17 protein-coding genes and 2 tRNA genes are annotated in these 20,539 nt (G+C 60.9%); 15 read left to right on the top strand and 4 right to left on the bottom strand.

Annotated features, from left to right (window positions below):
* Positions 1–33 precede the first annotated feature (33 nt).
* From PSEUDOMOFG3G_RS20630 to pdeM, 6 genes are all read left to right on the top strand, one after another.
* Entirely contained in the window at positions 34–762 is a 729-nt protein-coding gene (locus PSEUDOMOFG3G_RS20630) for an ABC transporter permease (protein WP_047228421.1), read from the top strand.
* Complete coding sequence (locus PSEUDOMOFG3G_RS20635) at positions 759–1,469, top strand: ABC transporter permease (RefSeq protein ID WP_047228422.1); 711 nt, start codon at positions 759–761, stop codon at positions 1,467–1,469. The genes PSEUDOMOFG3G_RS20630 and PSEUDOMOFG3G_RS20635 overlap by 4 nt, the downstream gene beginning before the upstream one ends.
* A 27-nt stretch (positions 1,470–1,496) precedes the next feature.
* Positions 1,497–2,615 (top strand): succinylglutamate desuccinylase/aspartoacylase family protein, encoded by a 1,119-nt coding sequence (locus PSEUDOMOFG3G_RS20640; RefSeq protein WP_139051012.1) that lies wholly within the window; start codon positions 1,497–1,499, stop codon positions 2,613–2,615.
* Positions 2,616–2,628: 13 nt separating this feature from the next.
* Complete coding sequence (locus PSEUDOMOFG3G_RS20645; protein ID WP_047228424.1) at positions 2,629–3,393, top strand: ABC transporter ATP-binding protein; 765 nt, start codon at positions 2,629–2,631, stop codon at positions 3,391–3,393.
* A gap of 223 nt (positions 3,394–3,616) precedes the next feature.
* Positions 3,617–6,103 (top strand): ligase-associated DNA damage response DEXH box helicase, encoded by a 2,487-nt coding sequence (locus tag PSEUDOMOFG3G_RS20650; protein WP_139051013.1) that lies wholly within the window; start codon positions 3,617–3,619, stop codon positions 6,101–6,103.
* Positions 6,103–6,759, top strand: a complete 657-nt coding sequence (gene pdeM / locus PSEUDOMOFG3G_RS20655) for a ligase-associated DNA damage response endonuclease PdeM (protein ID WP_047228426.1) — start codon at positions 6,103–6,105, stop codon at positions 6,757–6,759. The genes PSEUDOMOFG3G_RS20650 and pdeM overlap by 1 nt, the downstream gene beginning before the upstream one ends.
* 36 nt (positions 6,760–6,795) lie before the next feature.
* On the opposite strand, the gene PSEUDOMOFG3G_RS20660 is transcribed toward pdeM, so the two are convergent.
* Positions 6,796–7,011, bottom strand: a complete 216-nt coding sequence (locus PSEUDOMOFG3G_RS20660; RefSeq protein WP_047228427.1) for a hypothetical protein — start codon at positions 7,009–7,011, stop codon at positions 6,796–6,798.
* Between the two features lie 103 nt (positions 7,012–7,114).
* Complete coding sequence (gene dcd, locus PSEUDOMOFG3G_RS20665; protein ID WP_003184751.1) at positions 7,115–7,681, bottom strand: dCTP deaminase; 567 nt, start codon at positions 7,679–7,681, stop codon at positions 7,115–7,117.
* Between the two features lie 354 nt (positions 7,682–8,035).
* Here dcd and PSEUDOMOFG3G_RS20670 point away from each other — a divergent pair, with 354 nt between their 5' ends.
* Positions 8,036–8,245, top strand: a complete 210-nt coding sequence (locus PSEUDOMOFG3G_RS20670) for a cold-shock protein (protein ID WP_002554837.1) — start codon at positions 8,036–8,038, stop codon at positions 8,243–8,245.
* 134 nt (positions 8,246–8,379) lie between these two features.
* Here PSEUDOMOFG3G_RS20670 and PSEUDOMOFG3G_RS20675 read toward each other — a convergent pair whose 3' ends face one another.
* The gene (locus PSEUDOMOFG3G_RS20675) at positions 8,380–9,387 is read right to left on the bottom strand and encodes a DUF481 domain-containing protein (RefSeq protein ID WP_047228428.1); all 1,008 of its coding nucleotides are present in this window, start codon (positions 9,385–9,387) and stop codon (positions 8,380–8,382) included.
* 137 nt (positions 9,388–9,524) lie between these two features.
* Between PSEUDOMOFG3G_RS20675 and PSEUDOMOFG3G_RS20680 the strand changes: the two genes are divergently transcribed.
* From PSEUDOMOFG3G_RS20680 to PSEUDOMOFG3G_RS20695, 4 genes are all read left to right on the top strand, one after another.
* Positions 9,525–9,905 carry an MGMT family protein gene (locus PSEUDOMOFG3G_RS20680; protein WP_171061418.1) on the top strand — a complete coding sequence of 127 codons (381 nt, stop codon included), beginning with the start codon at positions 9,525–9,527 and terminating at the stop codon, positions 9,903–9,905.
* A gap of 44 nt (positions 9,906–9,949) precedes the next feature.
* Complete coding sequence (locus tag PSEUDOMOFG3G_RS20685; protein ID WP_139051014.1) at positions 9,950–11,515, top strand: AmpG family muropeptide MFS transporter; 1,566 nt, start codon at positions 9,950–9,952, stop codon at positions 11,513–11,515.
* Positions 11,516–11,645: 130 nt separating this feature from the next.
* Complete coding sequence (locus PSEUDOMOFG3G_RS20690) at positions 11,646–13,361, top strand: proline--tRNA ligase (RefSeq protein WP_047228431.1); 1,716 nt, start codon at positions 11,646–11,648, stop codon at positions 13,359–13,361.
* Between the two features lie 17 nt (positions 13,362–13,378).
* Positions 13,379–14,332 (top strand): hypothetical protein, encoded by a 954-nt coding sequence (locus PSEUDOMOFG3G_RS20695; protein ID WP_139051015.1) that lies wholly within the window; start codon positions 13,379–13,381, stop codon positions 14,330–14,332.
* A gap of 177 nt (positions 14,333–14,509) precedes the next feature.
* On the opposite strand, the gene dinB is transcribed toward PSEUDOMOFG3G_RS20695, so the two are convergent.
* Positions 14,510–15,571 carry a DNA polymerase IV gene (gene dinB / locus PSEUDOMOFG3G_RS20700; RefSeq protein WP_139051016.1) on the bottom strand — a complete coding sequence of 354 codons (1,062 nt, stop codon included), beginning with the start codon at positions 15,569–15,571 and terminating at the stop codon, positions 14,510–14,512.
* A 282-nt stretch (positions 15,572–15,853) separates the two neighbouring features.
* Between dinB and PSEUDOMOFG3G_RS20705 the strand changes: the two genes are divergently transcribed.
* The 4 genes from PSEUDOMOFG3G_RS20705 (at position 15,854) to PSEUDOMOFG3G_RS20720 (ending at position 20,339) form a co-directional block, all read left to right on the top strand.
* Positions 15,854–15,930, top strand: a tRNA-Met gene (locus PSEUDOMOFG3G_RS20705).
* Positions 15,931–16,184: 254 nt separating this feature from the next.
* Positions 16,185–16,261 (top strand) — tRNA-Met (locus PSEUDOMOFG3G_RS20710).
* Between the two features lie 152 nt (positions 16,262–16,413).
* Positions 16,414–19,056 carry a bifunctional lysylphosphatidylglycerol flippase/synthetase MprF gene (mprF, locus tag PSEUDOMOFG3G_RS20715; RefSeq protein ID WP_139051017.1) on the top strand — a complete coding sequence of 881 codons (2,643 nt, stop codon included), beginning with the start codon at positions 16,414–16,416 and terminating at the stop codon, positions 19,054–19,056.
* Positions 19,056–20,339 carry a virulence factor family protein gene (locus PSEUDOMOFG3G_RS20720; protein WP_139051018.1) on the top strand — a complete coding sequence of 428 codons (1,284 nt, stop codon included), beginning with the start codon at positions 19,056–19,058 and terminating at the stop codon, positions 20,337–20,339. Before mprF ends, PSEUDOMOFG3G_RS20720 begins: the two co-directional genes overlap by 1 nt.
* Positions 20,340–20,539: the final 200 nt, after the last annotated feature.

The following is a 20,539-nucleotide window of genomic DNA, read 5'->3' on the forward strand; positions in this document are numbered from 1 at the left end:
ATGGGCGCTTTTTTTCTGCCAAAGGCCTCTTCCATGTTCGAACAACTCCTACAAAATCTGGGGCTCAGCGCCTTCAGCCTGCAGGGCTTCGGCCCGCTGCTGATGCAGGGCACCTGGATGACCATCAAGCTGGCGGTCCTGTCTTTGTTACTGAGCGTTTTGCTCGGCCTGCTGGGGGCCAGCGCCAAGCTGTCCAGCGTCAAACTGCTGCGTATCCCGGCCCAGCTCTACACCACGCTGATTCGCGGCGTGCCGGATCTGGTGCTGATGCTGCTGATCTTCTACAGCCTGCAAACCTGGCTGACCTCTTTTACCGACTTCATGGAATGGGAATACATCGAGATCAACCCATTCGGCGCCGGGGTCATCACCCTGGGCTTCATTTACGGCGCGTACTTCACCGAGACCTTTCGCGGGGCGATTCTCGCGGTGCCCCGGGGTCAGGTCGAAGCCGCCACGGCGTATGGCCTCAAGCGTGGCCAGCGTTTCCGGTTCGTGGTGTTTCCGCAAATGATGCGCTTTGCCCTGCCGGGCATCGGCAATAACTGGATGGTGATGCTCAAGGCCACCGCGCTGGTGTCGATCATCGGCCTGGCCGATTTGGTCAAGGCCGCCCAGGATGCCGGCAAAAGCACCTACCAACTGTTTTACTTCCTCGTGCTCGCGGCGCTGATCTATCTGCTGATCACCAGCGCGTCTAATGTCGTGCTGCGCTGGCTTGAACGCCGTTACGCCGCCGGTGCACGGGAGGCGGTGCGATGATCGAACTTCTTCAGGAATACTGGCGACCGTTCCTCTACAGTGACGGCAATCACATCACTGGCCTGGCCATGACGATGTGGCTGCTCAGCGCCTCGCTGCTGATCGGCTTCGTGATCTCGATCCCGCTGTCCATCGCCCGGGTCTCCCCCAAGGTCTACGTACGCTGGCCAGTGCAGTTCTACACGTACCTGTTCCGCGGCACGCCGCTCTACATACAGCTATTGATCTGCTACACCGGCATCTACAGCCTCGAAGCCGTGCGCGCCCAGCCCCTGCTCGACAGCTTCTTTCGCGATGCGATGAACTGCACGATCCTGGCCTTCGCCCTGAACACCTGCGCCTACACCACGGAAATCTTCGCCGGGGCGATTCGCAGCATGAACCATGGCGAAGTCGAAGCGGCCAAGGCTTATGGCTTGACGGGCTGGAAGCTGTACGCGTACGTGATCATGCCGTCGGCGTTGCGACGTTCGCTGCCGTACTACAGCAACGAAGTCATCCTGATGTTGCACTCGACGACCGTGGCGTTCACCGCTACCGTTCCAGACGTGCTCAAAGTCGCCCGGGACGCCAACTCGGCCACCTTCCTGACCTTCCAGTCGTTCGGTATCGCCGCGTTGATCTACCTGACCGTGACCTTTGCACTGGTGGGCCTTTTCCGCCTCGCCGAACGCCGCTGGCTGGCCTTTCTCGGGCCGACTCACTAGGGCTTCTGTTCCAGGACATACACGCAAATGCGCCACCAGATTCATGACCTGCTGGCCCCACTGCCGGGGACCGCACGCAAGATCCACAGCTTTCACTTCGGCCCGGAAGAAGCCGTCGGCAAAATCTACATCCAGTCGTCCCTGCACGCTGATGAGTTGCCCGGCATGCTGGTGGCCTGGCACCTCAAGCAGCGTCTGGCCGAGCTTGAGGCATCCGGTCACCTGCGGCACGAAATCGTGCTGGTGCCCGTGGCCAACCCCATCGGCCTGGAACAAGTGCTGATGGAGGTGCCGCTGGGCCGCTACGAAATGGAGAGCGGGCAGAATTTCAACCGCCGGTTCGTCGACCTCAGCGAAGAGATCGGCAACCAGATCGAAGGCCAGCTCACGGATGATCCACAGCACAACCTGATGCTGATCCGCGAACACCTGCGCGACGCCCTCGCCCGCCAGACCGCCAGCACGCAATTGCAATCCCAGCGCCTGGTCCTGCAACGGCTGGCCTGCGACGCCGACATGGTGCTGGACCTGCATTGTGATTTCGAAGCGGTCGCTCATCTCTACACCACCCCCGAAGCCTGGCCCCAGGTCGAGCCGCTGGCCCGCTACATCGGCGCCGAAGCGAGCCTGCTGGCAACGGATTCGGGCGGTCAGTCGTTCGATGAATGCTTCACCCTGCTCTGGTGGCAACTCAAGGAGCGCTTCGGCGAACAATTCGAGATTCCCCTGGGCAGTTTTTCGGTCACCGTCGAACTGCGCGGCCAGGGCGACGTCACCCACGACCTGGCGAGTCTCGACTGCCAGGCCCTGATCGAATACCTGATCCGCTTCGGTGCCATTGACGGCGAACCGATGCCCTTGCCCGACCTGCCCTACCCGGCTACGCCGCTGGCCGGCGTGGAGCCGGTGGCGACACCGGTCGGCGGCCTGCTGGTCTACAGCGCCGTGCCCGGGGAGTACCTGGAGGCGGGGCAACTGGTGGCGCAAATCATCGACCCCATCAACGACACCGTCACCCCCGTTCATTGCTGCAATGCCGGGCTGCTGTACGCCCGCTCGCTGCGTCGCATGGCCACTGCCGGCATGGTGATCGCCCATATCGCCGGCGCCGAAGCCTACCGCAGCGGCTACCTACTTTCGCCTTGAGGATGCATGCCCCATGTACAAACTGACCATCGAAGGCCTGCATAAGAGCTATGGCGAACATCAGGTGCTCAAAGGCGTTTCGCTCAAGGCCAGGACCGGCGACGTGATCAGCCTGATCGGCGCCAGCGGCTCGGGCAAAAGTACCTTTTTGCGCTGCATCAACTTTCTGGAACAACCTAACGACGGCGCAATGAGCCTGGACGGCCAGGCGATCCGCATGATCAACGACCGCCACGGCATGCGCGTGGCCGACGAAAAGGAACTGCAGCGCCTGCGCACCCGCCTGGCCATGGTTTTCCAGCACTTCAACCTGTGGAGCCACATGAGCGTACTGGAAAACATCACCATGGCGCCGCGCCGGGTGTTGGGCGTCAGTCAGCAGGAAGCCGAAGACCGTGCCCGTCGTTATCTCGACAAGGTCGGCCTGCCGGCGCGAGTGGCCGAGCAGTACCCGGCGTTCCTCTCCGGTGGTCAGCAACAGCGCGTGGCCATCGCCCGCGCCCTGGCGATGGAGCCGGAGGTGATGCTGTTCGACGAACCCACCTCGGCCCTTGACCCGGAGTTGGTGGGAGAAGTCTTGAAGGTGATTCAGGGCCTGGCCGAAGAAGGCCGGACCATGATCATGGTGACCCACGAAATGAGCTTCGCTCGCAAGGTGTCTGATCAGGTGCTGTTTCTGCACCAGGGCCTGGTGGAAGAAGAAGGCGCGCCGGAAGACGTGCTGGGCAATCCCAAAAGCGAGCGGCTCCAGCAGTTTCTCAGTGGCAACCTGAAATAAACCCGACAAACCTGAAAGACTGCTTCTGTGGCGAGAGAGCTTGCTCCCGCTGGGCTGCGAAGCAGCCCCCAGGCGCTGGATGACACACTGCTGGGGACGCTGCGCGTCCAGCGGGAGCAAGCTCCCTCGCCACAAAAGCGCCCTCGCCACGATTTTCTTCATTAAACCTTTCATCCCTCACCGCGGTCACTGAAAGAGGACTTTCAGGGCGCACGCGGCGGGTATGGCGACATCCAACAACTACGCAAACCAGTGGTTCAGCGCCTGCGGCTGGAAGCCGTTCGCCTTTCAAAAACAAGTGTGGGCTGCCGTCAAACGCGGCGAATCCGGGCTGTTGCACGCCAACACCGGGGCCGGCAAGACCTACGCCGTGTGGTTCGCGGCGCTCAACCGGTTCGCCCGCGCGGTGCCACCGCCGGATAAACCCCGTAAACGCAAACCAGTGACCGAACCGCTGACGGTCCTGTGGATCACGCCGATGCGCGCGCTGGCCGCCGATACAGGCAAAGCCCTCGAGGCACCACTGGCAGAGCTGCAGATTCCATGGAACGTCGGCCTGCGCACCGGCGACACCAGCGCCAGCGAACGCGCCCGCCAGGGTCGGCGTCTGCCCACCGCGCTGATCACCACGCCCGAAAGCCTGACCCTGATGCTCGCCCGTGCCGATGCGCAAACGGCCACCTCGACGCTGCGCATGGTCGTGGTGGATGAATGGCACGAGTTGCTCGGCAACAAACGGGGGGTGCAGTTGCAATTGGCATTGGCGCGCTTGCGGCGCTGGCATCCCCACCTCATCGTCTGGGGTGTGTCCGCCACCTTGGGTAACCAGGCCCACGCCGAACAGGTATTAATCCCGCAAGGCAATGGCATCAGCGTGCAGGGGGCCAACGGCAAGGCGCTACGGGTCGATACGCTGCTCCCCCCGGCCCTCGAACGTTTTCCGTGGGCCGGCCACATCGGCCTGAAGATGCTGCCCCAGGTCATTGCTGAAATAGACGCCAGCAGCAGTTGCCTGGTTTTCACCAACACCCGGGCGCAATCGGAAATCTGGTATCAGGCCATTCTCCAAGCCAGGCCGGACTGGGCCGGGCTGATCGCGCTGCATCACAGTTCATTGTCCCGGGAAACTCGCGACTGGGTAGAGCAGGCCCTCAAGGACGGGCAGCTCAAGGCGGTGGTCTGCACCTCCAGCCTGGATCTGGGGGTGGACTTCTTGCCAGTCGAACGGGTCCTGCAGATTGGCTCGGCCAAAGGCGTGGCGCGGCTGATGCAGCGCGCCGGGCGTTCTGGTCATGCGCCGGGGCGGACCTCGCGGGTCACGCTGGTGCCGACCCACAGCCTGGAGCTGATCGAAGCCGCCGCCGCACAAGACGCCGTGGCTCAGCGGCGCATCGAACCCCGGGAATCGCCCCACAAGCCGCTGGATGTATTGGTCCAGCATCTGGTCAGCATGGCCCTGGGCGGCGGTTTCCTGCCTGACGAGCTGTTTGAGGAAGTGCGCGGCGCCTGGGCCTATCGGGACCTCAACGAAGCCGAATGGGCCTGGGCCCTGGCCTTCGTGCGCCATGGTGGGCTGTCATTGACCGCCTATCCCGACTACCGGCGGGTCGAGCCGGACGAACACGGCGTGTGGCGAGTCCCCGATGCGCGACTGGCCCGACGACATCGCATGAGCATCGGCACCATCGTCAGCGATGCCAGCCTGCAATTGAAGTTCTGGAGCAAAGGCGGTGGCGGCAAGACCTTGGGCAGCGTGGAAGAAGGCTTCATCGCTCGCCTGCGGCCTGGAGATGGTTTTCTGTTTGCCGGACGCTTGCTGGAATTGGTCCGCGTCGAAGACATGACCGCCTACGTGCGACGCAGCCAGGCCAAAAAAGCCGCCGTGCCGCGCTGGAACGGCGGGCGGATGCCGCTTTCCAGCGAGCTGGCCGGCGCCGTCGTGGCCCGTCTGAGCGAGGCCGCCACGGGCCGCTTCGAGGGCCCGGAGATGAGCGCCGTGCAGCCCTTGTTATCGATCCAACAACGCTGGTCCGGTTTACCCACGCAAGAAACATTGTTGGCCGAGCGCCTCAAATCCCGCGAGGGCTGGCATTTGTTTCTGTATCCCTTTGCCGGGCGCCAGGTTCATCTGGGGTTGGCGAGCCTGCTGGTCTGGCGCGTCAGCCGACAACAGCCGGTGACGTTTTCCATCGCGGTGAACGATTACGGCCTGGAACTGCTCAGTGCCACGGCACTGGACTGGACGCAGCACCTGGGGCCGGAACTCCTGAGCGTCGACAACCTGCTGGCCGATGTGCTGGCGAGCCTGAACGCCGGAGAGCTGGCGCTTCGACGCTTTCGCGAAATCGCGCGGATCGCCGGACTGGTATTTGCCGGCTATCCCGGCGCGCCAAAAAGTACCCGTCAAGTCCAGGCGTCCAGCGGGTTGTTCTTTCAGGTGTTCAAGCAATACGACACCGACAACCTCTTGCTGGCCCAGGCCGGGGAAGAGGTCCTGCGTGAAGAACTGGATATACGTCGACTGGAGCAGACCTTGGAACGCCTCAATACCTTGAAGCTCGACCTGCATGCCATTAAACGGCCCACCCCACTGGGATTCCCCTTGCTGGTGGAGCGATTCAGGGAAAGCATGAGTTCGGAGAAGCTCGCCGATCGCATCCGGCGGATGGTCAGCGAACTGGAAACGACCGCTGATCGTGGTGACGCCTGATGCCGGCGCCCTATCCCGTCAGCCTGGCCGGCGAAGAACTCTGGTTATTGCCGGAAAAAGCCCTGTACTGGCCTGCCCAGCAAACCCTGATGGTCGCCGATGTGCATTTCGGCAAGGCCGCTGCTTATCGCAGCCTTGGCCAACCGGTGCCCCATGGTACGACGGCCAGCAACATCGCCGTGCTGGACGGGCTACTGGCGAGCCTGCCATGTCGCCAGCTGATCTTCCTAGGGGACTTTCTCCACGGTCCAGGTTCCCATGCACCAGGCACCTTGAAGGCCCTCTGTAGCTGGCGTGAACGACATCAGCACCTGGCCATGACGCTGATTCGCGGCAATCACGACAAACGTGCCGGCGACCCGCCGCCAGCGCTGAACATCCGGGTCGTGCCGGAGCCTTTGTTGCTCGGACCTTTCGCCGTACAACATGAGCCCGATCCGCATCCCAGCCGCCACGTCCTGGCGGGCCATGTGCATCCTGTCTACCACCTGAGCGGCAAAGGACGGCAACGGCTGCGCCTGGCCTGCTTCCGGCTGGCCAGCGACATCAGCCTGCTACCGGCCTTTGGCGCATTCACAGGGGGTCATCGGGTCGAACAGGACAATGACTGCAGGATCTTTGTCATTGGGGATAACGAAATATGGCCCGTCAGTTGAAGCACACGTGCTTTCCACTGACGGGCCATTTTGCGATCAGGCAACAGGCGCAGGAGGCGGCTCATCCGGCAGGGTGGGTTCACCGGGTTCGCTGGGTTCGAGGGGCTGTTCGTTGGGGGTATCGGGATCAGGCTGGCCTGGAATACCGCCCGCCGCTTCGGCAGGGTGGGCCAGCAATGACCAAGCCATGACACCGATCTGATTGGGCTCAAGCTTTGCCAGTTCGGCACTGATTCGCGGATCGATCTTCATAGAGCAACTCCTGGGCGAAGGCCCGCTGCGCTGAGGCAAAAAAAACGGGCAGTACACCCCATAGAGTGCCTGCCCGCCCAGGAATTCAAACTGTTCGTCAGAATCAGGTACGCGGTAGCGTTACGCCGCGCTGGCCCTGATATTTACCACCACGATCCTTGTAGGACACTTCACATTCCTCATCGGACTCGAGGAACAACATCTGCGCCACACCCTCGTTGGCATAGATTTTTGCCGGCAAGGTCGTGGTGTTGGAGAACTCCAGGGTCACATGGCCTTCCCACTCAGGCTCCAGCGGCGTGACGTTGACGATGATGCCGCAGCGCGCGTACGTGCTTTTACCCAGGCAGATGGTCAGCACGTTGCGCGGGATACGGAAATACTCGACGGTGCGTGCCAGGGCAAATGAGTTCGGTGGAATGATGCAGACGTCGCTCTTGACGTCGACGAAGCTCTTCTCGTCGAAGTTCTTCGGGTCCACGGTGGCCGAGTTGATGTTGGTGAACACCTTGAATTCATCGGCGCAGCGCACATCGTAGCCGTAGCTGGAGACGCCGAAGGAAATCAGCCGATCGGCGCCTTCGCCACGCATCTGGCGCTCGACGAAGGGCTCGATCATGCCGTGCTCTTGCGCCATGCGGCGAATCCACTTGTCCGATTTGATGCTCATGGCGGTTTCCTGAAATAGCGAGGTGGAAAAAATACGTCCGGCATCTTACCGGGGCGCGAGGCCGGGTTCAAAGTGCGGGACGTAAATCTCGCCGATCCACCTTGATTTCCTGGTCCTGACGGCAATACCGCTGGCCGTCAGTCACCAAAACCGAGAAACCTTCGCAAAGACCATTGGCACATTCAGGAAAAAGGGTTAAGGTGACGTCACTGTGTTGCTTGTGTCACTGAGAATCTCTACACGATATGTTGAATTTCGATCCAACCATCTACAAGAATTTTTCCTGCTCTTTGCACTCAGTCTCGGCCAGGGTTCTTCCTGAGTCGCAGTTATCTTTGTTCAAGGAGTTACACCATGTCTAATCGCCAAACTGGTACCGTTAAGTGGTTCAACGATGAAAAAGGCTTCGGCTTCATCACTCCACAATCCGGTGACGACCTGTTTGTTCACTTCAAAGCAATCCAATCCGACGGCTTCAAAAGCCTGAAAGAAGGCCAACAGGTTTCTTTCATCGCTACCCGCGGTCAGAAAGGCATGCAAGCTGAAGAAGTTCAAGTTATCTAACTTGTCCTTGCTTTAGTAAAAAGCCCCGCCCTCAAAAGCGGGGCTTTTTTGTGCCTGTGTGTTTTTGCCCACGCACAAAAAAAATGTGGGAGCGAGCCTGCTCGCTCCCACACGGGTTGGTTGCTAGCCCGGGATTACCAGGTCACGCCAAACCCTGCGGTGTAGCGCGTCTTGCTCAAGTCGCTGTCTTCGGTGCCCTCAATGACATCTTTCTCGGCCTTGAGGTTGAGCGAAGCCCAGTCGGTAACTTTGTAGCGCAGCCCCACCTCGGCGTCGTAGGCATATTCGGCAACACTGGACAGCGGCTTGCCGACTTCGCCATTGGTGAAGAACTCGACGCGCTTGCCAATCAGGTAGCGGTTGTAGTCCCACTTCATGGCGATGGAATAGAAGTTGTCGGTGCCACCATCGCGGTATTCGTAATCGGTGCGGTTGAACAGCGAACCCAACGAGAAAGCCCCCAGTTCGTCATCCCAGAACTGATAGCCCGGACCGGTACCCACCACGCGCTGGCGAGCCAGCTCTTCGACTTTGTCGCGCTTGTAATTCAGGCGCCCTTGCCAGAACCATTTTTCCGTCAGGAAGCGGTCGAGGGAATACTCCAACCTCCAGTTGTCGGTGGAAACCACGTCATCCTGGAACTCACGGTTGTATTCGCCTTCGGCGGTATGCCGCCATCTGCCGTGGCGTGCCGAGGTCTTGAAATCGATGTCGTAATCATCGGTATCGTTTTCCGCGCGCTGATAATCCAGGGCAGCATCGATATTGCCCTTCCACACCAGATCCTCGACCACCGGTTTGGGTTTGAGGATTTGCTGGATACTGGCCAACTCGACGGTTTTGGGTCCGTCGCCGTTGGCCAGGGTCACCTTGCCGTCCTCGGCAGCCTGCAGCGCCTTGGCTTTTTCGCCGGTGTAGGCATCCTGCTTGACCAGCAATTGCTGGTCGCTCTCAAGAGTCTTGACCTGTTTCCAGTCGATGGGAATCGCGCCGGCGTAATCGGTCTGGATCAGCAACTTGCCGCCATCGAAAACGGTGATCTTGCCGCTGAGCTTGTCGCCGTTCTTCAACCAGACGGTATCGGCAAGCAATGGCATGGAGGCGCTGGTGACAGCTAGGCATAGCAGGGTTCTAGACAACATAAGCGTATAAAGAGCTCAAGTTTGCGGTAAAAAGGCGGCATTATCCCCCGGGACGACACCTTAGCAAGGACTGACCGAAGTATTTGTAATGAGTTCATTTCTCAACCAACCTTGCGGGATTTAATCTACAAACGGCAATACGCCCTTGCCCAGGACACCTGAACGTGACTGATGCTCCCGCGGCCCCAGAGAACGCCGCCCAGATCCGCCGCACCACCCTGTACCTGACCCTGGCACAAGTGCCGGCCGGCAAGGTCGTGACCTATGGTCAGCTCGCCGAGATGGCCGGTCTGGGCCGAGCGGCGCGCTGGGTAGGGCGTACCCTCAGTCAGTTGCCGAACGACACAAAGCTGCCATGGCATCGAGTATTGGCTGCCGGCGGTCGGATCAGCCTGCCGGCCGGCAGCGCCTCAGGGGATGAACAACGCGCGCGCCTGCGCACGGAAGGGGTGAGTGTCCTGAATAATCGTGTTGATATTCAGCGCCATGGCTGGCGCCCGGTAGAGCACAGCGGTTAGAGTGCGCGCTTTGTTTTCGCAATTTTTGAGGCAGACTCCAGCCCATGCCCCGTAAAACCTGGCGCGCCGCCCTCGCCGCCTATGCCAGTCCCTCGACGCTCGTGCTGTTGCTGCTTGGCTTCGCCGCCGGCCTGCCCTACATGCTGGTGTTTTCCACGCTTTCGGTCTGGTTGCGCGAAGCTGGCGTGGCCCGCGAGACTATTGGCTACGCGAGCCTCATCGGCCTGGCCTATGCCTTTAAATGGGTCTGGTCGCCCCTGCTCGACCAATGGCGCCTGCCGCTGCTGGGCAAACTCGGCCGTCGGCGTTCATGGTTGGTGCTCTCCCAGGCTCTGGTGATCCTCGGCCTGATCGGCATGGGCTTCTGCGACCCGCAAAAGCACCTGTCATGGTTGATCGCCATCGCCGTGATCGTGGCTTTCGCGTCGGCCACCCAGGACATTGCCGTCGATGCCTATCGCCTGGAGATCGCCGACGACACCCGCCAGGCGGCCCTCGCCGCCAGCTACATGTCCGGGTACCGGATCGCGGCATTGCTGGCCACCGCGGGCGCACTGTTCTTTGCCGAAGGGTTCGGCTCCACCGGTTTCAGTTATAAGCACTCGGCCTGGGCAGGCACCTATCTATTGTTCGGCGCGCTGATGGTCCCTGCTCTGCTCACCTCGCTATTCATGCGCGAACCGCCGGTACCGCTACGCACCCAGTTGCAGGCCGGTCGCTATAGCTTCGTCCACCAGTTGGCCTCGGTGTTCGTACTCATCGTGCTGCTGGTGTCGGTACCGGCGATGTTCACCCAGCTCTATAACACCGACTTTGCCAGTGTCCTGTTCGAAGGCGTCAGCCTGCTGGACCTGCTGCTCGAAGACCGCGCCTTCCTGCGGGCCATTCTCTATATCACCCTGACAGCCCTGTGCCTTTCGGCCATGGGGCGCCGCGGGCTGGCGCCGGTGTTGACACCGGTCAACGATTTCATCCTGCGTTACCGCTGGCAGGCCCTGTTGCTGCTTGGGCTGATTGCCACCTACCGGATGTCCGACACGGTCATGGGCGTCATGGCCAACGTGTTCTACATCGACCAAGGCTTCACCAAGGACCAGATCGCCAGCGTCAGCAAGATTTTCGGGCTGATCATGACGCTCGTCGGCGCCGGCATGGGCGGCTTGTTGATCGTGCGTTTCGGTATCCTGCCGATCCTGTTTATCGGCGGCGTTGCCTCCGCCGGCACCAATATCCTGTTTTTGATGCTCGCCGACATGGGCGCCAACCTGCAGATGCTGGTTGTCACCATCTCCCTGGACAACTTCAGCTCCGGCCTGGCCACTTCGGCGTTCGTCGCCTACTTGTCGAGCCTGACCAACCTGAAGTTCTCGGCCACCCAATACGCCCTGCTGAGTTCGATCATGCTGTTGCTGCCGCGCTTGATCGGCGGCTACTCAGGGGTGATGGTGGAGAAATTCGGCTATCACGACTTCTTCCTGATCACCGCCTTGCTGGGGGTTCCGACCCTGTTACTGATTGCCTTGCACTGGTATCAGGAAAACCGCCGCCAGGGTTCAGGCTCGGCTTCGGAGCCGGAGCCGACACCCACGCGACCTGCGCAAGAATCGTAGGAAACTTCCAGCAAGCGCCGGCGAAACCGGCGCTCATGCCTGGCGACCGGCCACGCGCCTGTACGCCAGGGCATCTCGCCCGTACAATGCTCCGTCACTTCTCGTCATCAGCAACCGACAACGGCCAACCATGCGCACCAGTCAATTTTTGCTCGCCACACAGAAAGAAACGCCTTCCGACGCCGTCGTGATCAGCCACCAGCTGATGCTGCGCGCCGGCATGATCCGCAAACTCGCCTCGGGCCTGTACACCTGGCTGCCGATGGGTCTGCGTGTGATGCGCAAGGTAGAAGCCATCGTTCGCGAAGAAATGAACGCCGCCGGCTCTCTGGAAGTGTTGATGCCGGGCACCCAGCCGGCCGAGCTATGGCAGGAATCGGGGCGCTGGGAGGAGTACGGCCCTGAGTTGCTGCGCATCAAAGACCGTCACGGTCGTGACTTCTGCGCAGGCCCGACTCACGAAGAAGTGATCACCGACCTGATGCGCAACGAGTTGAGCAGCTACAAGCAGCTGCCTATCAACCTATATCAGATCCAGACCAAATTCCGTGATGAAATCCGTCCACGCTTCGGCCTGATGCGCGGCCGCGAATTCATCATGAAGGACGCCTACTCGTTCCACACCGACCTGGCCTCGCTGCAAGTCACCTACGATCGCATGCATCAGGCGTATTGCAACGTATTCACCCGCCTGGGCCTGAAATTCCGTCCGGTTGAAGCCGACAACGGTTCCATCGGAGGCGCCGGCTCCCACGAGTTCCACGTACTGGCCGAGTCCGGCGAAGACGACATCGTCTTCAGCAACGGCTCCGACTACGCCGCCAACATCGAGAAAGCCGAGGCCGTGCCACGGGAAACCTCCCGCCCTGCACCGACCGAAGAACTGCGCCTGGTGGACACGCCAAACGCCAAGACCATCGCTCAACTGGTGGAAGGCTACAACCTGCCGATCGAACGCACCATCAAGACCCTGATCGTGCGCGCCGAAGAAGAAGGCAAGCTGATCGCCCTGATCATCCGCGGCGATCACGAGCTGAACGAAATCAAGGCCGGCAACCAGCCTGGCGTTGCCAGCCCCCTGGTCATGGCCACCGACGCCGAACTGCGCGACGCCATCGGCGCCGGTGCCGGCTCCCTCGGCCCGTTGAACCTGCCGCTGCCGATCATCATCGACCGCTCGGTGGAGCTGATGAGCGATTTCGCCATCGGCGCCAACATCGATGACAAGCACTACTTCGGCGTGAACTGGGAGCGCGACCTGCCGGTTCCGGCCGTGGCCGACCTGCGCAACGTTGTGGCCGGCGATCCGAGCCCGGACGGCAAAGGTGTCCTGGAAATCAAGCGCGGCATTGAAGTCGGGCACATCTTCCAGCTGGGCAACAAGTACAGCAAAGCCATGAAGTGCGAAGTGCTGGGCGAGAATGGCAAGCCGGTGACCCTGGAAATGGGCTGCTACGGCATCGGCGTATCCCGCGTGGTCGCCGCGGCCATCGAGCAGAACAACGACGAGAAAGGGATCATCTGGAGCGACGCCCTGGCGCCATTCCAGATTGCCCTGGTGCCGCTGCGCTACGAGACCGAACTGGTTCGCGAAGCCACCGACAAGCTCTACGCCGAACTGACGGCGGCCGGCTTCGAAGTGCTGCTGGACGACCGCGACAAAAAAACCAGCCCCGGCATCAAGTTCGCAGATATGGAGCTGATCGGCATCCCGCATCGGATCGTCGTCAGTGACCGCAGCCTGGCCGAAGGCAACCTGGAATACAAAAGTCGCACCGAGGCCGAGCCGCAAGCGCTGCCGGTCGCTGACGTGCTGTCGTTCCTCCAGGCCCGTATCCGCCGCTGACACCAGATAGAGACGTCATGTTCAAGCGAAACACCTTAGGCCTCGGGGGCGCCGCGCTGTGCGGCGCCCTGCTGGTCAGCGGCTGTGCCAACCAAATGTCGCAACGCAGCGAGCACGAAGAGCGGGTCGAGCGCAAACTGCTCGACCATAGCCTGCATATCGAAGTGGGCGAGCCCAAAGTACTCGAACTGCCGCAACGTCGGGTGCGGATCAATGAGCAGAAGACCTTCGAAGTCACCGAATTCGAAGTCACCCGCCATTATGATCGCTATACGCCGTATCAGCCCTGGCGCGAAGTTTACGAAATTCCGCTGGGCGCGGTGGCAGTGGTGGCGGGTGTCGGCGCCAATGTGGTCAATGTGTTCGCTCTTGGCAACCTCCCAGAGAGCGCGACTCGAGACTGGATCAGCTACGGCTTCGCCGGGCTCAATCCATTCATGAACGTGCCGTCCCATGGCCGCGCCCAGCAGAACCTGGCCGGAATCGACGAAGTGCAACGCGACAAACGCGTCGAACACACGAGCCTGCCCTGGAGCGAACGCCCGGTACAGGTCAAGGCTGCCCGGCAAACCTTCGAACTGAGCACCGACCGCAATGGCGTGTTGCGTTTGAATCTGCTGGAAAGCCCGTTCGCCGAGCATGATCTGAGCCACTTCGGCAAGTTGCAGATCAGCGTGACGGACGCCCTGGATGAGGTACACACCGACTCGTCCCTGAGCATCAGCAGCACGTTGCGCAGCAAGCTGGTGGAAGCCCATGGGTTGATCTACGACGATCTGGAAGATGACGAGGTGAGCCAGTGGGTTCATCGGGTCAAGCGGCTGTCGGAGTTGGGGCTTGAAGAAGAGGCCAGCGAGCTGGAACAGAGCCTGATCGAACTGACCCGCAATGATCCGGAGTTACAGACCGAATTCCTCAAAGCCCTGACCAATGATGGCGGGCGCTTGGTGGCGGATCCAGGAGCGAACTAGCAGCAAAACCTTGTAGCGAGGGAGCTTGCTCCCGCTGGGGCGCGCAGCGGCCCTCAAACCTGCCACCTCGGTGTGCCAGATAAGTTGAATCAACTGTTTCTGGGGCTGCTGCGCAGCCCAGCGGGAGCAAGCTCCCTCGCCACAAGAGCCGGCAAAGCCTTCATGTAAGTGGCAGCCTCACCGCTCAAACAATTCCAACTGCTCAAACCCGCCTCGCAGATCCTCCAGCCGTACCCCTATCCCCAACAAACGCACCGGCTTGCCGCCGCGGTTGAATGCCTGGGTCAATAGCAACTGGTAACTGCCCAGATCGCGCCCTGCCCCGGCCTGCTCCAAGGTGGTCTGAGTGAAGTCGTGGAATTTCACTTTGACGAACGGCTTGCCCGGTCGATAACTACTGTCGATCCGGGCGATGCGCCCACTCAGGGACTGCATCAGCTCCGGCAGTTTATCGAGGCAGCTTGTTAGATCAGGCAGATCGACGTCGTAGGTATTTTCCACACTGATGGACTGTCTACGGCTGTCATTGTGCACCAGACGTTCATCAATCCCACGGGCCAGGCTCCAGAGTCGCTCACCGAAACTGCCGAATTCGCGCACCAGCGCCAGCTTGTCCCATTGACGCAACTGCAGGCAATCGACAATGCCGAGCCTGTTCAGTTTGTCGGCGGTCACTTTACCCACCCCATGCAGCTTGCTCACCGGTAGGGCCGAAACGAAGTCTTCGACCTGATCCGGGGTAATGACGAACAAGCCGTTGGGCTTTTTCCAATCGCTGGCGATCTTGGCCAGAAACTTGTTGGGGGCGACGCCGGCGGACACCGTGATGTGCAGTTGATTGGAAACCCGCCGCCGAATGTCCTGGGCGATGCGGGTGGCGCTCCCACCGAAATGGGTACTGGCGGAGACATCCAGGTAGGCCTCATCCAGGGACAGCGGCTCGATCAAGTCAGTGTAATCGCTGAAGATCGTATGAATTTCCTTCGACGCCTCCCGGTAGGCGTCCATCCGCGGCTTGACGATGGTCAAGTCGGGGCAGAGCTTCAAGGCGTGTCCGGATGACATGGCCGAGCGCACACCGTAGGCCCGAGCCTCGTAGTTACAAGTCGCGATGACCCCGCGCCGGTCCGCCGAACCACCGACCGCCAGGGGTTTGCCGGCCAGCCGCGGGTCATCGCGCATCTCGATAGCGGCGTAGAAGCAGTCACAGTCGACGTGGATGATTTTGCGTTGCGTCATAAGAGAAGCGGATGTGCGACAAGTCGGGACGCCAGTATCGCACCGACAACTGTATATAGCACCAGTAGTTGAAAAGATCCTTCACTGCGGCTGGAAAAAGCCTACGTGAATTTATTTCTTCAATCGTTGCGAAGCGTCCAATAGAGCGCCAGCCCTTGCCAGGCTTGCGTCACAGCGCTGTCACAATGCCCAGGACTTAGGCTAAGCAATTGAAGCTGAACAGATTTTCCTGGCGTCAGGGTTGACAGCCAGCCGATCCTCTGTAGAATGCCGCCACACAGACGCGGGATGGAGCAGTCTGGTAGCTCGTCGGGCTCATAACCCGAAGGTCGTCGGTTCAAATCCGGCTCCCGCAACCAAACATCAAGAAAGGCTACTCGAAAGAGTGGCCTTTTTTGTGGCCGTTTGTTTTTGAGCAGGGCGCCGTGAAGAGAAGACCTGCGAACCTCGCCCAACCCCACGGCGACGCAATGCAGACTGCCTGCTTGTAGGACAATTTCCTTTTGATTTCTTGTGTTTAGCTCGGTTGGCGACGAATTGGCCGTTTATTTGACCTCACCACCTTTTAACGGTTGACACTCAGGCGTTCGCCTGTAGAATGCCGCCACACAGACGCGGGATGGAGCAGTCTGGTAGCTCGTCGGGCTCATAACCCGAAGGTCGTCGGTTCAAATCCGGCTCCCGCAACCAAACATCAAAAAAGGCTACTCGAAAGAGTGGCCTTTTTTGTGCCTGTCGAAAAAAGCTTTCATGACAAATATTTTGTAATTATTTTTTTCGGCAGGGATTGGTAACTGAGCGGGTTGCCCCCATCCTGTCGCGCATAGTTCAAGAGGTGATTGATGCGCGCTCACTCGTCTGCCCCACAAGACACTGTTACTGCGGTACAACCGATCAAGGCCGGGCGCTTACGCTGGCTGGAGCGTATCAGTCAGTACCGTCAGCCTATCGGCCTCGCCCTCACACTGTTGTTGTTCGCCCTTGCATTGATTGCCTGTCGCCACCTGCTGAGCGAGCTCGATCTGTACGCCCTGCACGACTCGATCATGCAGGTGCCGCGCTCAGCCCTGCTCGGCGCAGTCGCCGCGACTGTCGTCGGATTCGTCATCTTGCTGGGCTATGAATGGTCCGCCAGCCGCTATGCCGGTGTGAAATTGCCCGCGAAAACGCTGGTCCTGGGCGGATTCAGCGCTTTTGCCATCGGCAACGCCATCGGGCTCTCGTTATTGTCGGGGGGCTCGGTTCGCTACCGGCTGTATGCCCGCCATGGCCTGGGCGCGACAGATGTCGCCCACATGACCCTGTTTGCCAGCCTGTCCCTGGGCTGTGCACTGCCGCCGCTGGCGGCCCTGGCAACCCTCAGTGATCTGCCCGCCGCTTCCGCCGCCCTGCACTTGCCGGCCACTTGGCTGGGAGCGATCTGCGTGGCAGTGCTGCTGCTCACCTGTGCGCTGGCTATCGGCATCTACCGTCGGCGCCTGCCAGAACAGCCCTATCGGGACAGCCTGCTGATCAAGGCCGGGCGCCGCACCCTGCGCCTGCCGGGCCGACGCTTGACGCTCCTGCAACTGATCATCACCACGCTGGATGTCGCGGCGGCCGCCACGGTGCTGTACTTGTTGTTGCCCGAAACACCACCGTTCGGCGCATTCCTGCTGGTGTACCTGTTGGCGCTGGCAGCCGGCGTACTCAGTCATGTACCGGGCGGGGTCGGGGTGTTCGAAGCGATCCTGCTGGCGGCCTTCGCCGACAAACTGGGGGCTGCGCCTTTGGCCGCCGCCCTGCTTTTGTATCGCTTGATCTATGTCCTGCTGCCGATGCTGGTGGCCTGTGTGTTGTTGCTGATCAATGAGGCGCAACGGCTGTTCCAGGCCCGCCAGTCCCTGCGGGTAGCGTCGGGCCTGGCGGCGCCGATCCTGGCGGTGCTGGTGTTCCTCTCGGGCGTGGTGCTGCTGTTTTCCGGCGTGACCCCGGAAATCGATACTCGCCTGGAGCACATTGGTTTCCTGATCCCTCATCGGCTGGTGGACGCCTCGCACCTGGGCGCCAGCCTTGTGGGCGTGTTGTGCCTATTGCTCGCCCAGGGTCTGCGCCGTCGCTTGTCCGCCGCCTGGATGCTGACCACCGTTTTACTGTTGGTGGGCGCCCTGCTCTCACTGCTCAAGGGCTTCGATTGGGAAGAGGCCACGCTGCTGACGCTGACGGCCAGTTTGTTGGCGGTGTTCCGGCGTTCGTTTTATCGTCCGAGTCGCCTGACCGAGTTGCCATTTTCGCCGTTGTTTCTGATTGCCAGCCTATGCGTGCTCGGCGCGTCAATCTGGCTGTTGCTGTTTGCATACCAGGACGTGCCCTACAGCCATGAACTGTGGTGGCAATTCACCCTCGATGCCGACGCCCCTCGTGGTCTGCGCTCACTGCTGGGCGCGGCGGTGCTGCTGGTGGTGGTGTCCCTTACCTGGCTGCTGCGTACCGCCCGCCCGGTGATCCAGCTGCCGGCGGCAGAAGAACTGGAGCGAGCCAAAAAGATTCTCATGGCCTCTTCACAAGCCGATGGCGGCCTGGCCCTGACCGGTGACAAGGCATTGCTGTTTCATCCCAACGACGAAGCATTTCTGATGTATGCCCGCCGTGGCCGCAGTCTGGTGGCATTGTACGACCCGATCGGCCCTACCCAGCAACGCGCAGAAATGATCTGGCAGTTCCGCGACCTGTGCGATATCCATCATGCGCGCCCGGTGTTCTATCAGGTTCGCGCCGAGAACCTGCCGTATTACATGGACATCGGCCTGACCGCGATCAAGCTGGGTGAAGAAGCACGGGTCGACCTCAAGCATTTCGATCTCGAAGCCAAGGGCAAAGAGATGAAGGACTTGCGCTACACCTGGAACCGCGGCACCCGGGACGGCCTGTCGCTGGAGATCCACGAACCGGGCCAGGCGCCGATGGATGAGCTGAAGGTCATTTCCGACGCCTGGCTGACCGGCAAGAACGTGCGGGAAAAAGGCTTTTCACTTGGCCGGTTCAGCGACGACTACCTCAAGCATTTTCGCATCGCAGTGATTCGTTTCGAAGGCCGCCCGGTGGCGTTCGCCAATCTGCTGGAGACCCACAGCCATGAATTGGCCAGTCTCGACCTGATGCGCGCCCATCCCGACGCCCCGAAACTGACCATGGAATTCATGATGGTCGGGCTGATTCAGCATTACAAAGCCCACGACTATGCCCGCTTCAGCCTCGGAATGGTCCCCCTGTCGGGCCTGCAACCGCGACGCGGCGCACCGCTGACCCAGCGCCTGGGTTCGATGGTGTTCCGCCGTGGCGAACAGCTCTACAACTTCCAGGGCCTGCGCCGTTTCAAAGATAAATTCCAGCCTGACTGGGAACCTCGTTACATGGCCGTGCCCGCCGGACTCGATCCGCTGGTAGCCCTGGCCGATACCGCCGCCCTGATTGCAGGCGGCCTGACTGGATTGGTGAAACGCTGATGATGCAACGTTCCTGGCGATACGTAGTGGCCACCCTATTGGTGTTGGCGGTGATTCTCGGTGGCGGTTACTGGTACTGGAACCGCCCTGCCCCGCAACCGACCCTTGAACAGCTGACGCCGGTCGACGGTGCCCCCATGACCCGGATCATTCCCGGCACCCCGCCCCGCGCCCAGGTGCTGGTGGCGGTCAACCAAGACCAGAAACTCAGCGACACGCAATTGCTGACCCTCAGCCGCAGCGGCTCGGCGCAGATCGTCCAGGTGATCCTGCCCAAAGACTGCATGCTGCAAGGCCGTGCCCTGCAGGCCGGCCTGAAGCAGCTCCAGGGGCCGGCAACGCTGGTCAGCGGTATCGGCCCCGGAGCCGTGCTGGCCTGGCGCTGGCTGGCTGAGCAGAAGAACGACAAGGCCCAGGCCGTGTCGGTGGACCTGGCCCTGGAAAAACCCGGCTGCACCCACCTGCTGCCTAAAAGTGCGGCCCATGGCCACTGGCTGGTGGCCTGGAATGACAACCCCGACGACACCAGCGCCGGTTTCGTACGGGATCAACCGAACGCTGAAACCAGCATCAGCAACTACGACATCAACCTGCCACAGGTGCTGAACAACGAACTGCACAAGATCCTGGTAGGCACCGACCAGGGCGGCCTGAGCATTCCCGTAGTGGAAGTGCCAGCCAGCCAGGCCCGGGACACCGTGACGCTGTTTCTCTCCGGAGACGGCGGCTGGCGGGACCTGGATCGGGACGTGGCCGAAGAAATGGCCAAGATCGGTTACCCGGTCGTCGGCATCGACACCCTGCGCTACTACTGGCAGCACAAGAGCCCGGAACAAAGCGCCCAGGACCTCACCGAACTGATGCAGCACTACCGTCAGGTCTGGGGCACCAAGCGCTTCATCCTGACCGGTTATTCCTTTGGCGCCGACGTACTGCCCGCAATCTACAATCGCCTTCCGGCCAGCGAGCAGCAAGGGGTCGACGCAATCATCCTGCTGGCCTTCGCGCGCACCGGCAGCTTCGAGATCGAAGTCGAAGGCTGGCTCGGCAATGCCGGCACCGAAGCCGCCACGGGCCCGGAAATGGCCAAGCTGCCCGCCGACAAAGTGGTGTGCATCTACGGCGTAGAAGAAGCGGCTGAAAGTGGCTGTACCGACAAGACCGCGGTGGGCGAAGCCATCCAGCTACCTGGTGGCCATCATTTCGACGAGAACTATCCGGCGCTGGCCAAGCGCCTGGTGGACGAAATCAACAAACGTCAGAACAAGGCGACCCAACCGTGAGCAGATGGGTTTATTTGATCCACCCAGGTGGGAGCGAGCCTGCTCGCGATATCGACAGCACAGTCAACATCGCCATCAACTGATCCACCGCTATCGCGAGCAGGCTCGCTCCCACAAGGGTTTAGCGTAGGTATCGGTATTGTGTGATCCACCAAAAAGCCCCCGCTGCCACAAGGCAACGGGGGCTTTTTTGTTTGGGC

Origin of the sequence: Pseudomonas sp. FG-3G (genome assembly GCF_901007645.1) — a bacterium.
GTDB lineage: Bacteria > Pseudomonadota > Gammaproteobacteria > Pseudomonadales > Pseudomonadaceae > Aquipseudomonas > Aquipseudomonas rhizophila.

Coding starts and splice junctions, on each gene's coding strand:
- PSEUDOMOFG3G_RS20630 (WP_047228421.1), top strand. CDS start 34: ATGTTCGAACAACTCCTACAAAATCTGGGGCTCAGCGCCTTCAGCCTG.
- PSEUDOMOFG3G_RS20635 (WP_047228422.1), top strand. CDS start 759: ATGATCGAACTTCTTCAGGAATACTGGCGACCGTTCCTCTACAGTGAC.
- PSEUDOMOFG3G_RS20640 (WP_139051012.1), top strand. CDS start 1,497: ATGCGCCACCAGATTCATGACCTGCTGGCCCCACTGCCGGGGACCGCA.
- PSEUDOMOFG3G_RS20645 (WP_047228424.1), top strand. CDS start 2,629: ATGTACAAACTGACCATCGAAGGCCTGCATAAGAGCTATGGCGAACAT.
- PSEUDOMOFG3G_RS20650 (WP_139051013.1), top strand. CDS start 3,617: ATGGCGACATCCAACAACTACGCAAACCAGTGGTTCAGCGCCTGCGGC.
- pdeM (WP_047228426.1), top strand. CDS start 6,103: ATGCCGGCGCCCTATCCCGTCAGCCTGGCCGGCGAAGAACTCTGGTTA.
- PSEUDOMOFG3G_RS20660 (WP_047228427.1), bottom strand. CDS start 7,011: ATGAAGATCGATCCGCGAATCAGTGCCGAACTGGCAAAGCTTGAGCCC.
- dcd (WP_003184751.1), bottom strand. CDS start 7,681: ATGAGCATCAAATCGGACAAGTGGATTCGCCGCATGGCGCAAGAGCAC.
- PSEUDOMOFG3G_RS20670 (WP_002554837.1), top strand. CDS start 8,036: ATGTCTAATCGCCAAACTGGTACCGTTAAGTGGTTCAACGATGAAAAA.
- PSEUDOMOFG3G_RS20675 (WP_047228428.1), bottom strand. CDS start 9,387: ATGTTGTCTAGAACCCTGCTATGCCTAGCTGTCACCAGCGCCTCCATG.
- PSEUDOMOFG3G_RS20685 (WP_139051014.1), top strand. CDS start 9,950: ATGCCCCGTAAAACCTGGCGCGCCGCCCTCGCCGCCTATGCCAGTCCC.
- PSEUDOMOFG3G_RS20690 (WP_047228431.1), top strand. CDS start 11,646: ATGCGCACCAGTCAATTTTTGCTCGCCACACAGAAAGAAACGCCTTCC.
- PSEUDOMOFG3G_RS20695 (WP_139051015.1), top strand. CDS start 13,379: ATGTTCAAGCGAAACACCTTAGGCCTCGGGGGCGCCGCGCTGTGCGGC.
- dinB (WP_139051016.1), bottom strand. CDS start 15,571: ATGACGCAACGCAAAATCATCCACGTCGACTGTGACTGCTTCTACGCC.
- mprF (WP_139051017.1), top strand. CDS start 16,414: ATGCGCGCTCACTCGTCTGCCCCACAAGACACTGTTACTGCGGTACAA.
- PSEUDOMOFG3G_RS20720 (WP_139051018.1), top strand. CDS start 19,056: ATGATGCAACGTTCCTGGCGATACGTAGTGGCCACCCTATTGGTGTTG.